This window comes from Pantoea sp. CFCC18177 (genome assembly GCF_059412425.1).
Genome location: NZ_JBNBPL010000006.1, coordinates 30,543 through 45,303, shown reverse-complemented (window position 1 = coordinate 45,303; position 14,761 = coordinate 30,543). Strand labels below are relative to the sequence as shown.

Below are 14,761 nucleotides of genomic sequence, written 5' to 3'. Positions count from 1 at the left end.
TATCAGGTGTTAAACAGCACCGCCGCTTGCACTGGGTCGATGGCGACCAGGCCCGCCAGCAGTGCGTCGATTTGTCTTGATAGCGCGGCTTTATCTCCTTCGCTGCGTTGCAGTTTCAGGCGCAGCAGCTTTAGCAAACGTGCTTTCACCTCAAACAACAACGTGGGTTCCCACTGATCCAGACGCAGCGACTGATCGCCCCGGTCCAGTTCGCTCAGCAGATGCTGTGCCATATCATTTTTGCCGCATGACTCCGCCACCCGCGCCATCAGCAAGCGCTGCAACCAGCGCTCCCGACGGGTGCTGACCTCCGGCGCGTCACTGATCCAGCGCAGCGCCGCATCCAGGCCATCGCTATCAGCGCGGGTCAGAGCCTCCTCTTCCAGCGCGGTGATGTCATAACCTGCGCCGCTGCTGACCACGCGCGTTTCCGGCTGCCAGCGCGGCTGATTACCCTGCACGTGCTGGGCAATCCACTGGCGCGTGGTGTCATCCGCGAAGGCGGTGCCATCGTTGAAGCGCTGGTTTTCCAGCTCGGGTAACCGTTCGAGGAACATGCCGAGGTCGCGTTTGGCGATTTCCGCCCACTGCGAATAGGGATGGCCAGATTTACTCAGCGCCTGATTGGCATACCAGTGCAGATCCAGCCAAAAGTGATTCACGCCTTCGATAAACATGCGTTCCACTTGCTCCAGCAACTCCATCCAACTCTGTTGCAGATGCAAGCGTTTCAGCTGGGCGCGGAGTTCGCTACGCGGCGGGATCAGGCGTGTATTGCCGCTGCTATCCTGTGCCGGAAGCTGATGTACCGTATCCCAGCGCACGCTGCGCATCATGCGCGAACTGGCTAGCCAGCCCTGAGGTTGGTCGCGCAGGTAACGGGTCAATTCTCGCGCCTGATCGAGCAGATCACGGCCCGACTGAATCCGGGTCACGGCAACCGGCGCACTCTGTACTGCCGCCGTCGATGACTCTGCGCCGGGTGTACCCTGTGGGCTTTGTTGGCTGGCACCGCCCGCCAGTTGCAGACGGGTTTCCAGCATTTTGACCAGCCCATCCAGATCGGGCTGATTGGTTGCCTCCCACGTGGCAAACTGGCTGTTGAGCAGACCGAGTGCGGCGATAGCTTGTTCTATTGCCTCGCGATTGGCCTCCGGAAACAGCGAAAGGCTGTCCTGGACTTTGCTCCCCGCCAACCACTCCAGCGCGACCTTACGGCTTTTGCCTCTGGCGGGCAACAGCTGCTCACCAAAGTTTGCCACCAGCCCGGACAGCAGCGTGATGCCTGCCGCCAGCCCGGCATCGCCCTGCTGATGCAATCTCGCCCAGCAGTAATAGGTGGCGACACGGACATCCTTGCACTGCTGCGTCAGCTGTTTTTCCGCCAGTTGCGCGATCAGTGCGGTATCCACGCCAGAGAGTTTATTAACTTCTTCGCGCATCAGCTGGAAATCATCTTCATACGAAGGGTCTTCACCAACGGGAGAGGATGCGCTAATGGGTTGCAGCCACGGCTGCCACGCTGCAAGCTGCTGTTGCGCCTGTTGATCGGCATCGCGCTGCCCGAAGCAGCGTTGAATCAGTTTTTGTAACATCATGATGGTGTTTAATCTGAAAAGGTGAATAGCGGTTCGAGGACCGTAGGGTTCGTGCAAACGATGAATACGATTATAAAGACGCCTTACTGTCAGGATTGGGCGCGCTGATAGAGTGACGCGTCGCCCGCATCACTCTGACCAGAAACACAATCAGCAACAGCAAGCCTGCCAGCATTACTAACTCGCCGGAAAACGACAGCATCCGCGCATTTTCAGGGTGTTGTGGATCATAGTAGAGGGTGACATGATTACCGCGTTGAACGCTGACGAGCCAACTGTTAGCACTCGTTTTGACGCGCCGGAGCTGACCATCTGCCGAGTGATATTCCACAATCGGGATGCGAGTGACGCGCTCGGAGCCAAAGTAACAGACGTCATTTTCGCAGGAGTAGTCACCGTCGCTTTTTGTCTTCCAACGTGTCCTTTCAATGTAATCGACAATCACACCTTCGGTTTTCTGCCAGTACATCATTTGGTGCCATGAGTGCCAAAGCCCCCTCACGCCAAAAAAGCCGAAAAACAGGATACCTATCAGTGCGCCAAAAAAGATCCCGCGCATAATACGTAGGTCTATACGCTGCTCGCGCTGCTTGCGTTTTAACCACTTACGGCGAACACGTTTTCGTGTGGATTTGTTCATGGAATATGAAAAGTCCTGTTGAGGTAGGTACTGTCTATTTCACGGAAGACATATTAAGAAAGAGAAATCAGCAAGCGTGCGAGAGGTGAAATTGAAACCTATCTATTAACAGGATAAGCAAGTGCCTAATTATTCATTACACAGCGTGCATTGTAATAGGGTAAGTACCAACTTCTGTTGCCAAGGGTAGGATCCTTTGAATTACGAAATACGGTCTGATTACTCAAAGCACCGCCTCCACCCTCATAACCTCTTATGACTTTTTTGGTTCCATTTTCAGGGCCTGTGGGGTTTTTCTTAGCTGAGTGGGAATAATAGTCTTTTGCGTACCAATCCTGCATCCAGTCCACTCCGTTCCCGGCCATATCATATAAACCCAATGGCGTAGGTGGATATTTCCCTACGGGATAATTGAACATTTCCCAGGTCATTTCTTCACGCTGTTCGGTTGAAGGAACATTCCTTCCCTCTTCATACTTCCCGTTATCCGTAGCATAAATTACATATTTACCACCATCACGGGCAGCATATTCCCATTGTGCTTCAGTGGGTAAGCCTACTTTTTTCCCAGAAACTTCACCTAACCAGTGACAATAATCCTGAGCCTGTTGCCAGTTTAAAGCAGCAGGCATATCGGGTGCCTGCAATTTCTCCCCGTCGTCTTCATTGCCTGGCGGCAAATCAGGCCGTGACAGGTTTTTCGCTTGTAAATAGACATCATAATCCTGCCAGGTTACTTTGTATTTACTGATGCTAAAATCATCGAGCGTAACTTTATGCAGCACTTTATCATCTTCGCCAAGTGAAATGGGCAATTTTTCATCAGTTAATGGGCCAAAATCCCCCATTTCAAACGTTCCACCTTTGACCTTAACCATATTAGCCAGCGAAGAAACAATTAGATTATGATACGCCTCTACTTTTTTATCATCTGTTCTATCACAGGCGCTCAACAATAATGTCAAAAGAATCATATAAAAATTACGCATTGTATTACCCCTAACATTCCGTTTAAATCCCTTTACTTATTAACTACGCAACGGGCATTATAATAAGGTAATACTTCTTTACTTCCACCTAATGCTGGATCCTCATACTGACGAAAAACAGTTTGATTTGAATATTCATCACCGCCACTTTGATATCCTCTAATCACCTTTTTAGTGCCAGAATCAGGGCCTTTAGGATTTTTTCTTGGCGAAACTTCATAGTAATTTTCCGAATACCAATCTTGTGTCCAATCCACTCCATTACCTGCCATATCATAGAGGCCCAATGGTGTTGATGGATACTTACCTACAGGATAATTTATTATTGTATCTGTCATTTCTCTTCTTTGTTTTGATGAGGCAAGGTTTTTACCTGGCTCATACTTTCCATTATTTGTTGCATAAATCACAAGTTTACCACCATCCCTCGCAGCATATTCCCATTGAGCTTCGGTGGGTAAATCAATTTTTTTATTTGTTGCTTTACCTAACCATTGACAATAATTTTTAGCCTGCTGCCAATTCAGTGAAGCAGGCATATTATCCGCTCTAACTTTATTTAAATCACTTTGATAAAGATAAACTACATCTGGAATAACTATGCCTTTTAACTTTGCATAAACTTTATAATCCTTCCAGGTCACCTTATACTTACCAATGCTAAAATCACTTAACGTGACATCATGCAAAAATTTATCATCATCGCCCAATGAGATAGGTCGCCTGTCATTTATTAAAGGACCAAAGTCACCCATTTTAAATGTACCCCCCTTAACCTCCACCATATTAGCCAGTGAGTGCCTGACTAAATCTTGCTGTACCTGAAAAGCATTATTATTTTTAGGATCACAAGCAGTTAAAATCAACGAAAAAAAAATCACTAAATACTTGCTCATTATTCATTCCAGTTATCAAAAACAGGTATGATCAATGACTAATTATTAATCACACAGCGTGCATTGTAAAAAGGTAAATTCCAGCTTCTGTTGCCACGAGTAGGGTAATTTGATTTGCGAAATACGGTCTGATTGCTCAAAGCACCGCCTCCACCCTCATAACCTCTTATGACCTTTTTGGTTCCCGTTTCAGGGTCGGTAGGATTTTTTTTAGCGGAGTGTGAATAATAGTCTTTTGCGTACCAATCCTGCATCCAGTCTACTCCGTTCCCGGCCATATCATATAAGCCCAATGGCGTAGGTGGATATTTCCCTACGGGATAATTGAACATTTGCGATGTCATTTCTTTACGTTGTGCTGTCGAAGGAACATTCTTTCCCTCTTCATACTTCCCGTTATCCGTAGCATAAATTACATATTTACCACCATCACGGGCAGCATATTCCCATTGTGCTTCCGTGGGTAAGGCTATTTTTTTTCCAGAAACTCCACCTAACCAGTGGCAATAATCCTGAGCCTGTTGCCAGTTTAAAGCAGCAGGCATATCGGGTGCCTGCAACTTCTCCCTGTCGTCTTCATTGCCTGGCGGCACATCGGGCCTTGACAGGTTTTTCGCGTGTAAATAGACATCATAATCCTGCCAGGTGACTTTGTATTTACTGATGCTAAAATCATCGAGCGTAACTTCATGCAGCACTTTATCATCGTCGCCAAGTGAAATGGGCAATTTTTCATCAGTTAATGGGCCAAAATCCCCCATTTTAAACGTTCCACCTTTGACCTTAACCATATTAGCCAGCGAGCGATCTACCAGATCCTGCTGTAAGTGAGCTGTTTTAACATCCTTGTTCCCGTCACAGGCATTTAGCAGCAACAGTGAAATGATGGCTAAATATTTAAGCATCTTTAGTTCCAGTTATTAAATACCAATCAAATAAATCACTGGTTATTCATTACACAGCGTGCATTGTAAAAGGGTAAGTACCAGCTTCTGTTGCCAAGAGCAGGATCAATTGATTTTCGAAATACGGTCGCATTAGAAAAAATACCGCCGCCACCCTCATACCCTCTTAGGACTTTTTTGGTTCCCGTTTCAGGGCCTGTGGGGTTTTTCTTAGCGGAGTGGGAATAATAGTCTTTTGCGTACCAATCCTGCATCCAGTCTACTCCGTTCCCGGCCATATCATATAAACCCAATGGCGTAGGTGGATATTTCCCTACGGGATAATTGAACATCATTCTCGTCATTTCTTCACGCTGTTCGGTTGAAGGAACATTCCTTCCCTCTTCGTACTTCCCGTTATCCGTAGCATAAATTACATATTTACCACCATCACGGGCAGCATATTCCCATTGTGCTTCAGTGGGTAAGCCTACTTTTTTTCCAGAAACTTCACCTAACCAGTGACAATAATCCTGAGCCTGTTGCCAGTTTAAAGCAGCAGGCATATCGGGTGCCTGCAATTTCTCCCCGTCGTCTTCATTGCCAGGCGGCAAATCAGGCCTGGACAGGTTTTTCGCGCGTAAATAGACATCATAATCCTGCCAGGTGACTTTGTATTTACTGATGCTAAAATCATCGAGCGTAACTTTATGCAGCACTTTATCATCTTCGCCGAGTGAAATGGGCAATTTTTCATCAATTAATGGGCCAAAATCCCCCATTTCAAACGTTCCACCTTTGACCTTAACCATATTAGCCTGCGAGCGCTCAATTAAGTCATGCTGCGCCTGCAAGGATTCCTTATCTTTTTTACCATCGCAGGAACTTAACAATAATGGTAAAAATATAATGGCGAAATATCGCGCCTTTTCATTTAATTTAAAATACATAATCCTATTCCCTAAACCATTCTCAACGCAAATCCCTTCCAATGTAAAAAAATGTTCTGCATTGCGCTCTATTTTATTTCCACTCCAAACAGCAAATATTTCCTTATTCAGGGTGGATTACAAAAAGATCTGCTGAGGTAATCGGAATCCTTTCAGCGCCAGCAGTGCTAACGGGCCGGAGCCGGCTTCAGTGCGAAGAATGTAGTTCAGCGGCAAGCCATCCTGTGCGGCGAAGGTCAACTGATAGCGACTGCTATCAAGTTGCTTCACCGTGGCGCGCTCCAGCAAGCGAATCAGCCCCCAACTTCCCTGATAATCGGCGTACTGGCGACTTCCGGCGTTGACACTCGACCAGTTCAGCAATACGCCAGGCTTAAAGACATTGCCCGGCCAGCTCACCGCGCTCCAGCTCTCCATCTGGTTAAAATACTTGATGTCTTGTCCATCAATGGTGATGTCGGTCTGCACCACATTGCGTGAAGGGCGTGCCATCAGCTCAAATCGCATTCCCGCATCACCGCTGGCAAACAGAATGTCGGAAAGCGCACTGAGTTGGTTGACCGCTTTCAGGAAGTCCGGGTTAATTTGCATGCCCTGGCTGTTGATGGCATCCGGCATCCACTGATTGCCTTCTTTGTGCAACACACCGCTCAACCTCGATTTGATAAAGGCATCGATACGCCCGGTGTCGCTGCGCAGGTATTTCGCCAACAGCGGCATAGAGGCATCGCTTTGGGTGGCATTAAATGGATAGCGCCCGGCAAAAGACTTCTCCCACTCGCTGACAATCGATTGCTGCCACTGGCTATTCAGACTTTCCGAAGTCGGTGACAGCACCTGCTGCCAGGCCTGCTCCAGCGGACGCACAAAGACATTGTCACCAAAGCCATTCCACTCCTGACCAAGGCTGGCTGACATCAGACTGCCGTAATCACGGGTGTCCGCCAAATCCCCCGATTTCCCCTGAAACACGCTTTGAGCAAGTGACTGCGCCATGGCCTGCGGATCGGCTGCGTTGGTGATCTGCTGCAGTTTCAGACGCACACGATTCACTCGCGTCATAAAGGTTTGCAGGCTGAGGTTATTGTTGCCCTGCCCGCCCGCATCGCCCTTGCTGAGCGCAAGCAGCGGGTCAAACGTCGCTGCCAGCGGTTCTGGCAACGTGGTGGGCGCTTTGCCTGCGGCGGCATCAGCGCTAAACAGGGTTTTAGCATCAGGAGCCAGCGCTTCACCCGCTCGAGCCTGATACTGTATCGTGCTCATCAATGCCACCAGTGGGGACTGGCGCGCATCGGTCATCAATGTCATCTGATCAATGGCATCCGCGAGGTTCTCCGCACTGTTCCAACGCAGGCTGTTGAGGAAATGCTGCCATGCATCCGCGTAATCGGTGAAGTAGCGCTGAGTGAGTCTCGCTTGTAGCGCCTGAGGCGACAAATCATCCGCTGCTGTTACGCTGTTATCACTCAGCACCCAATCGAAGGCTTCCCGACGCTGATCGACCCGTTTGGCAATAGCAGCCTTCACTTGTTGATCCCAGGCCTGACGCGTAAACACCCCCGGTACGACGTCATCGGTGGTGAACAGTGAAGCGGCATCAGTATCACCTACCATCTGGTTCAGGGTCATGTCGCTAAAGGCTGGAACGAGCTGATGCATCATCTGCTGATACAGCTTGTCTTCCAGACTACGTGCTGCGGTGGTGCGTAATAAGGTACGACGCGCGGCGCTAATTTGACTGGCATCTGGCGTGATACGCCACGCCGGATGTTGCGGCAGATTTTGTGCATAGAAGCCGTACAACGCCGGTGCGCTGCTGCGCCACAATCCTGCACCAACTTCTGCACGTTCAGGCCAACTGCTCAATAAGGTCTTGCTGAGAAATGCCGCATCACTCTTTTCTGGATGCGCCATCATCAGTAACGCTTTGAGATGGTTGTAATCACTGCGGCTAGCCACTTTTGGCATCGCAGCGAGTTGCTGCTCAAGATGAGATGCGGTGGCATCGCGCATCAACTCATTATTACTGCGCGCATACCATGGCCAGAGCGCGGCCAGTTGTTGGCGACTGCTATCAAGGCCAAAGCGTTGATACCAGGGTGCGCCCTGCGCGGCTTGATATTGCAAACGGGCAATCTGCTGCTGTAGTGCCAGTTGACGAATAATGTGGGTGTTAAGGGGTTGATTGCCCTCAACGGCAGCCTGCGCCAACTCCCTGCTATTTTGTAACTGTGCACGATTACTGGTGAATGATGTCACGCTGCCTAACGCCCAAGCGGCGGCCAAGCCCAAAATGCCCCACTGCACACTTTTCTCCCACGGCAAGCCTAGACGATGCGCACATTTATGTCGGGAATCTTCCAGCAAACTTTTCCAACCCGTGTCTGCCAGCCAGCTATGTGGTGCGGCTGCGGCGCCATTCGTGGCGGTGGGTAAACTAAACATCAATCCAGCCAGATGAAGTGACTGTGGTCCATTCATTAACGGCTGCAAACTTTGTTTAAAGCGCGTGCCTCCTCCGTTTGCCAGTTTTTGCGCCAACCGCAGAAGGAAGTCATGTTGTGGATTGAGCATCAATTGCTGCATACCCTGCCTGCTCAACATCGGCGTCAAAGACTCCAGGCCTTTCTCTAAATCTACAGGAGCACTGTGCTCCGCTAACAAACACCCAACTGATTGAGTCATTCGGTCATGTTGCTGCCAATCGCTGTGCTGCACTTCCCATAAATAAATCGGTATCCGCCAGCCGATGGAGTGATAGCGCTGATGGATTTTTCTGACGAGCCCATCGACTTGCGTTGCCTGGTGAAATTGTTGTCCATCACTGACCCAAATCATCGCGTCCAGCGGGCGGCGGCGAAGTTTCTTCAATGCACTCAATTGTTGATTTTCATCGGTAGTGTTCAGGGAGCCACTCCAAATGAGCACTGCACCATCTCCCTCAAGCCACTGATTAAATGATAAACCTGGCGCGACCTTGTCAACTGCAGCAGCATCACCTAAGAGATATAAGAATTGGACCTTCTGTCTCCAACTGCGGCCATAACGATAGCGGAGATGGTCACGCATCTCCTGGATCCAATCCGTCATGCTTGATGGCGTCGAATCGAGTACTGGCAGTTCCGCAGGGTCTTGTCGAAATTTCAAACCACCACGCCCCGCATTCATTGCCGCGTTGAACGCAGCAAGAATGGCACAACTCGCTCCCATGGCCATCAGCCACAAGTAAAACTGGCGTCTTGCTCCCCCCCAACCTAATGCGTCAGCAAAAAAATAGCTGAATGCAGCAGCGGCTATGCCTATGAACAATACGAAAAAAAACAATCCAATTGTTCGCCAAAAATTAAACGCTTTCATTTCAAGCCTGCTCCATGACTTTTGAGAAGGGAACTAACACATTGAGAATAATTCGCCCATTGGTTTCGCAGGCTACCAATTGAGATTCATGCTGCTTGTCTATTGCTGCCAATGCAAAAGCGAGGTTCAACCAAATACTGTTCCGCCTAATGGGCCCCAAAAATAAATTTAACTCTCTAATTGGCGGAATGAATTCATATTCATGAACTTTGTATTGCTGATTTACAGTTATCGTCAACTCAGCAAGTTGTTCGCTGGAAAGATTAGAACACCAGATATTTTTCGAATCTGACATGCACGATTGGTAATGAAGCATATCAGAAACATCTAAAGACAGATTTAATGGCTGGCTAATTTGGGGTCTCAATAAGCGAGCCTTATTATTCATCTTTTCCAGTTGCAGGTTATTTGAAAGCAGCAAGGCCGCGCCATACTCTGTTTCGACCCTGTCTCCATCCGGAAGATCATTCAAATGAACATCAATGACAATATAGGTTTTATTTGTTGCTCCCTTGAGCCAACATCCAATTTTTTCTTCATACTCTACAGGAATGAAATGGAAAGCCGATATTAAGTCTACCGAGAAGCCCATATCCTTCCAGCACGCAATAAAATCGGCCTGACTGGCTTGATCCGGCGCCCTAACAAAGCAAACATCAAAGTCTGTGAGTGCCACGATTTGCTGAAAACGCCCGCGTAAAGAGAATAGCAACTCCTGCATAATTTTTTGATTAGAAACAGTGTTGGATAGCGCTGAATTCAGCAAAGCTGCATTTTCTTTCCTGACCATGAAGTCTTCATTATCAATGAAGACATTCTTATCTACGGAGGGTGGGGTAATTAATTTAGCATCAATCACTATTAGGCTTTCATTACACCAGGCTTTCCAATGCTTTTCAACCTTGCCAGCTTGATCTAAGTAGTAATGATTGTAATCAATATCAGTACCATACTTGTAACATCGTAGTGACCAAGCAATCATCAGTAATATGACCACCCCAATAAAAGATGCTGTCAATAATCGGTATAATTTTGTTTCAGGATGGAAGTTATTGATGAAATAAAATGCTATAAAAAATGACACACCTACGAGCGTTATGGCGCGAATCCATCGCTGCCGGACAATTTTCTTCGGGTCCGCTGGCGGTATGACCTTTTGTATGGGCCAGGACATTCACCCACCTCCATTTTACATGTAAAATATATAGAAAATATTAGCATGGGTGTTGTGGAAATTGCTTTTGACAATCTTCAACAATTCTCGTCCAATCTATATTCTGCAGGAAATCGGCCATCGGCTGATAATTTTTATCGATTGATCTTTCCGTTCTGGCGATCATAACAGCTATATCTTCATGTAGATAAACAGAAGGATGTTGGGTCAAAATTGCGATACTTAGGGGCAAATATACTTCAGGCCGAGACCACACTGACGTATGAGAAAGGTCGTCCATTGCAGCCTCTAACCATAGTCTGGCGTTTTTTTCACTGACAAGTACTTCATTACGAGAGGTTTTGCGATAAGTGTTTAAGCAAATATTTAATACGCCTGCACGCTTTATCTTCTCCCATGTCGTTCCAGAGATAGATAGCGAGAAATCCAACTGCTCTTCTCCGCGATAATAGCCTTGCTGGCACATAACTTTTCCGTCTCCATCGAGGAAAAACCAGTCGTTTACTGCACCAAATAGTCTATTCCGCTGCCAATCATCTAAATGCTTTGAGGTCATCGCAATAACAGTAGGGTCGTAAAAACGCAGCATATACGTTCCCAAATCTAAGACAGGCTGTATCGAGGTCTCCGATATATGTCGTTTTAGATAATCTATCGATGCGGATGATATCAGCCACCCGCAAATGGTGCGCCCTCGACCCTGCGTCAGTTTTTCAGGCTTCAATTCATTCATCGCGGCCAACATACTCTCATTTAACAGCACATCATTGTCGGGCGTGATCGCCACTAACCATAGCTCCATCACCCCATCAAGATCTGGATGGGGGAAAAGAATTCTGTGGCAGTTCAATTCATCGACAATAGGCCACAAGTCGCTGTCTTCATGCAAAGTACGTAAAGTAGGATCGATAAGCAGCCAACATTTTTCATGTTTCCTAAGACTTCTCGCTTTAAGCCGAGCAAGGTTTTCACTCGTAATTAATTCGCCACTACAGGTCATGTCATTAAGCATAGTAAATTTCCTGACGCGTCTACCAGTTTAATAAAAGGTAATACTAATCAGCTCCAGATAATAAAACGCAGACACAAACAGCAGCGAGCTTATGACAAAAATGGCTGATAGTTTCAACAGGCGAATAAAATATGAAGTAGCCGGTGGACGTTCCTGCATGTTGCAGTCGAAGTTTTTAGCCATAAAAGGATAGGCGCTTAAAAACAAGCATAATGACAACACAAGAATCAATACCAGATCGCTATGAAAGTGTCCAATAGTGAGTCCTCTCACGCCATTGTTAAGAAGATTAAAAATGGAAACAAGAATGCCACAGAAGCCAATAACTGAAGGCCACATAAAATCGCTTACATAAAACATTTTCTTTATAAAGCGAAACTCAACCGTATCTCCTAAACCAATAAAGTTAAACCATTTCGATTTGCCTCCCTGGTTTTGATAAAAATGGGCAATCGCCGATCTCATTTCATCTAAAGGGGGCAGCCGTATTTTATCAGAGCAGGAGTAATACGTTTTTTCTAAAGTTGATTGTGTCATGGTGTTTTCCCTAACGGTTACATGGTGTATTTAATGATAAGGTCGCCGTCATTGTTCTTATCAATTTCGTAAATTTGTTTAGATGTAATCATCATGCCAGGCATAGTAAATGACGTTTCACACTTGCGATAAAATGGATTGTCATTTTCTTTCCCCACAGTTTAAATTGACTCAACATGTATTAATAAATCTTTCGTCTTCATACTATGTTGCATTAGCATCGTGGTTTTAAAGGCTAAATAGCTGCGCCTAATACCGCTACACTTTTGCCAGACCATGTTTCCCACCGGGGAAGGGGCTGGCAGTTTCCATAAAGTGCCGTACCTTTTTCAGCAACTGCCACATTGAATGGCACTGGTGATTGCGCGTTATTGTGTCATGAAGCGCCTGCCATAAGCGTTCAACGTGGTTCACCCATGGTGAGTAAACTGGCTGATAAATCACTCTGAACTTCGGATTCTCCTTTAGCCAACGCTGCGTTTTCCTGCTTTTATGGATGATGTAATTGTCCACGATGAGTGTTATCGTTTTTGCCCGTCGGTACGTGGCTTTCAGGTGTTTCAGCAGGCTAATAAACAACACCGAACTTTTAATGTTTCCGACAACGTAGCTCACTTTTCCCGTGCCGCTGTGTAACGCACCGACCAGACAGTATTTTTCATTCTGTCCCGGTGTGACGACGCGTTTTTGCTTCCCCCGAAGCTGCCAGTCCGCGCCGATTTTGGGATTGAGATGGATATCAACTTCATCCTCATAAAATACCGGATGTTCAGCACTGCATTTGTCCAGCGCTTTATGGATTGCCGCCATCTTTTCGTCTTTATGTGGGTCACGAATACGCAAGGTTGGCGCTGCTCTGCGCCACACAAGCCCGGCAGCATGCAACCTGCAGCCGGTTATGTCTTTAATTTTTATAGCTAACAATTCCGTACTCCAGCGTGAACGCTGATAACCAAAATCGCCGGGAGAGTGCTTTATCAGTTCGCGCAACAGCGTGCAGATATGCTCAAAGGGCCAGCGACGTGAACGCCCGGCAGGCAAGGATTTCAGTTCTTCAATACCCGACAGCGTAAACCAGTTAATCCAGCGCCCAATGGATGAACGGGGGCAGCAGAGGGTTTTGGCCACGTCGTTGACACGGTCACCACGATGCAGCATCAATATTGCGGTCAACCTGCGGGCGTGGTTCTTGTCATGCGTTTTATGTATCGCTTTCTGCATCAGGCGTCGTTCGTCGCGGGGGATTGGTGCTATGATCGGCATCGCTCAGTCCGGTTGGTGACAGGGTTGGTTTGGCGATTGATCAGATCGCACAATCCGGACTGAGTTCCCTCAAAGTGATCTACTATTCCGCGCAGCTATTTAGATGTTCGAAGGGATAAGGAATGAAGCAGCACACAAGTAGCAATGCGCTGCTTTTATCAATTAGCATTTTCTACTTTTAATTCAAATGGCTCAACTCATCACAACTCTTCTTATAACCTTTATCACAAGATGTCTTAAACATATCTATTGCCTTTTGTATGGATTTATTTACTCCCTGGCCATTTACATACATAACACCTAGCTGATACATAGCATCCAGTTGATAATCTTTGCCAAGATCATACATACCGCTATTAGTTAGTGTGGTTGAAAGAACTTGATAGTAATGAAATGATTTTTTAAAATCAATCTTAGGAAAAGATTCATTACTGTTATATGAATCGCGACCATGATAATAAAAATAAGCCATCTTGTGTACAGCTTGTAGATTGTGACGTTCTGCTGCTTTTTCTAAATATTCAGATGAACGAAGGGAGTCGGGTTCATGCTGATATTGATAATATTCAAAAAGAGCGTATGACGCGTTGGAATTGCCCTGTTTATCAGACTCAATTAGATATTTAAACGCCTTATCACGTTCAACTTTTACACTATTAGTTCCTCGAAGATAGATATATCCTATTTCATACTGTGCATCTGCATTACCTTCTTTAGCAGCCTTTTTCAGATAGTATATGTATTTTTTTTGATCGTATTTTTGAATTTTATCGTCACCACCATACATCAAAGCTAGTTTATAGGATGCATCGGCATTTCCATTATTGGAAAGACTCTCTAATTTAATTTTATTTGTCTCATGGAAATGTCTAAATTCTTCACCTGCACTTTTGAGATCATCATATTCAGCAAAATTATTTTCGAGCATAACCTTTATATTTAACACAGCCTTAAATTCACCTAACTGCGCTGCCTTATGAAGTAATTGTTTAGCTAATTTAACATTTCTTCCCTGAATTCCTTCCCGTGAATAATATAACAAACCTAATCCATTTAAAGACTGAGCATTACCTTTTTTAGACGATTCTTCCCATAGTGTCTTTGCCTTCTGAAAGTTCTGGGGAAGCCCCTCACCTGTATAATACATCTTTCCTAAATTATATTGAGCTTGTGCATCACCATGTTCAGCAGCTTGCTGACATGCTTGCACATCAACCTGGCAGCTATCATAAGCCTCATATATCTCCTTATCACTTTGAGCACAGGCCGGACTACTAATCAGAAATACCTCTAACAATAACAAACTGCAATAAAGACTTTTTTTCATCATATTTACCTGCCTGTCATATAGGGAAGGAAAATACTACCCACTAATTATTTTTAGGATGGTAGCAATATTAACTAATATTCAAAATTATTTTTCAATGCAAATCTCTTTGACATTATTGTAGAGCCGGAAAA

At 46.2% G+C, this 14,761-nt stretch carries 12 protein-coding genes; all 12 read right to left on the bottom strand.

Annotation, left to right across the window (positions count from 1 at the left end; all coding sequences use genetic code 11):
- Positions 1-2: 2 nt before the first annotated feature.
- The 12 genes from tssA to ACPUC8_RS08015 all read right to left on the bottom strand — a co-directional run bounded on the left by tssA (position 3) and on the right by ACPUC8_RS08015 (position 14,627).
- Positions 3-1,595 (bottom strand): type VI secretion system protein TssA, encoded by a 1,593-nt coding sequence (gene tssA / locus ACPUC8_RS08070; RefSeq protein WP_081998075.1) that lies wholly within the window; start codon positions 1,593-1,595, stop codon positions 3-5.
- A 73-nt stretch (positions 1,596-1,668) separates the two neighbouring features.
- A complete protein-coding gene (locus tag ACPUC8_RS08065; protein ID WP_039329435.1) occupies positions 1,669-2,238 on the bottom strand; it encodes a DUF3592 domain-containing protein in 570 nt (189 codons plus the stop codon).
- A 125-nt stretch (positions 2,239-2,363) separates the two neighbouring features.
- Complete coding sequence (locus ACPUC8_RS08060) at positions 2,364-3,227, bottom strand: formylglycine-generating enzyme family protein (RefSeq protein ID WP_039329437.1); 864 nt, start codon at positions 3,225-3,227, stop codon at positions 2,364-2,366.
- A 32-nt stretch (positions 3,228-3,259) separates the two neighbouring features.
- The gene (locus tag ACPUC8_RS08055; RefSeq protein ID WP_039329439.1) at positions 3,260-4,123 is read right to left on the bottom strand and encodes a formylglycine-generating enzyme family protein; all 864 of its coding nucleotides are present in this window, start codon (positions 4,121-4,123) and stop codon (positions 3,260-3,262) included.
- Between the two features lie 38 nt (positions 4,124-4,161).
- Positions 4,162-5,028 (bottom strand): formylglycine-generating enzyme family protein, encoded by an 867-nt coding sequence (locus ACPUC8_RS08050; protein WP_494926012.1) that lies wholly within the window; start codon positions 5,026-5,028, stop codon positions 4,162-4,164.
- Positions 5,029-5,063: 35 nt separating this feature from the next.
- On the bottom strand, positions 5,064-5,957 hold the full coding sequence (locus tag ACPUC8_RS08045; protein ID WP_494926011.1) for a formylglycine-generating enzyme family protein: 894 nt from the start codon (positions 5,955-5,957) through the stop codon (positions 5,064-5,066).
- A gap of 117 nt (positions 5,958-6,074) precedes the next feature.
- On the bottom strand, positions 6,075-8,885 hold the full coding sequence (locus ACPUC8_RS08040) for an ImcF-related family protein (protein ID WP_158649443.1): 2,811 nt from the start codon (positions 8,883-8,885) through the stop codon (positions 6,075-6,077).
- 430 nt (positions 8,886-9,315) lie between these two features.
- The gene (locus tag ACPUC8_RS08035) at positions 9,316-10,488 is read right to left on the bottom strand and encodes a KPHS_23130 family T6SS system protein (protein WP_039329443.1); all 1,173 of its coding nucleotides are present in this window, start codon (positions 10,486-10,488) and stop codon (positions 9,316-9,318) included.
- Positions 10,489-10,528: 40 nt separating this feature from the next.
- The gene (locus tag ACPUC8_RS08030) at positions 10,529-11,500 is read right to left on the bottom strand and encodes a DUF4123 domain-containing protein (protein WP_494926010.1); all 972 of its coding nucleotides are present in this window, start codon (positions 11,498-11,500) and stop codon (positions 10,529-10,531) included.
- Between the two features lie 27 nt (positions 11,501-11,527).
- Positions 11,528-12,037, bottom strand: coding sequence for a hypothetical protein (locus ACPUC8_RS08025; RefSeq protein ID WP_059109811.1), 510 nt, complete (start codon positions 12,035-12,037; stop codon positions 11,528-11,530).
- 258 nt (positions 12,038-12,295) lie between these two features.
- A complete protein-coding gene (locus ACPUC8_RS08020) occupies positions 12,296-13,300 on the bottom strand; it encodes an IS630 family transposase (RefSeq protein ID WP_039329450.1) in 1,005 nt (334 codons plus the stop codon).
- 178 nt (positions 13,301-13,478) lie between these two features.
- Complete coding sequence (locus ACPUC8_RS08015) at positions 13,479-14,627, bottom strand: tetratricopeptide repeat protein (protein ID WP_494926009.1); 1,149 nt, start codon at positions 14,625-14,627, stop codon at positions 13,479-13,481.
- Positions 14,628-14,761: the final 134 nt, after the last annotated feature.

Coding starts and splice junctions, on each gene's coding strand:
- ACPUC8_RS08065 (WP_039329435.1), bottom strand. CDS start 2,238: ATGAACAAATCCACACGAAAACGTGTTCGCCGTAAGTGGTTAAAACGC.
- ACPUC8_RS08045 (WP_494926011.1), bottom strand. CDS start 5,957: ATGTATTTTAAATTAAATGAAAAGGCGCGATATTTCGCCATTATATTT.
- ACPUC8_RS08035 (WP_039329443.1), bottom strand. CDS start 10,488: ATGTCCTGGCCCATACAAAAGGTCATACCGCCAGCGGACCCGAAGAAA.
- ACPUC8_RS08050 (WP_494926012.1), bottom strand. CDS start 5,028: ATGCTTAAATATTTAGCCATCATTTCACTGTTGCTGCTAAATGCCTGT.
- tssA (WP_081998075.1), bottom strand. CDS start 1,595: ATGTTACAAAAACTGATTCAACGCTGCTTCGGGCAGCGCGATGCCGAT.
- ACPUC8_RS08060 (WP_039329437.1), bottom strand. CDS start 3,227: ATGCGTAATTTTTATATGATTCTTTTGACATTATTGTTGAGCGCCTGT.
- ACPUC8_RS08055 (WP_039329439.1), bottom strand. CDS start 4,123: ATGAGCAAGTATTTAGTGATTTTTTTTTCGTTGATTTTAACTGCTTGT.
- ACPUC8_RS08015 (WP_494926009.1), bottom strand. CDS start 14,627: ATGAAAAAAAGTCTTTATTGCAGTTTGTTATTGTTAGAGGTATTTCTG.
- ACPUC8_RS08030 (WP_494926010.1), bottom strand. CDS start 11,500: ATGCTTAATGACATGACCTGTAGTGGCGAATTAATTACGAGTGAAAAC.
- ACPUC8_RS08020 (WP_039329450.1), bottom strand. CDS start 13,300: ATGCCGATCATAGCACCAATCCCCCGCGACGAACGACGCCTGATGCAG.
- ACPUC8_RS08025 (WP_059109811.1), bottom strand. CDS start 12,037: ATGACACAATCAACTTTAGAAAAAACGTATTACTCCTGCTCTGATAAA.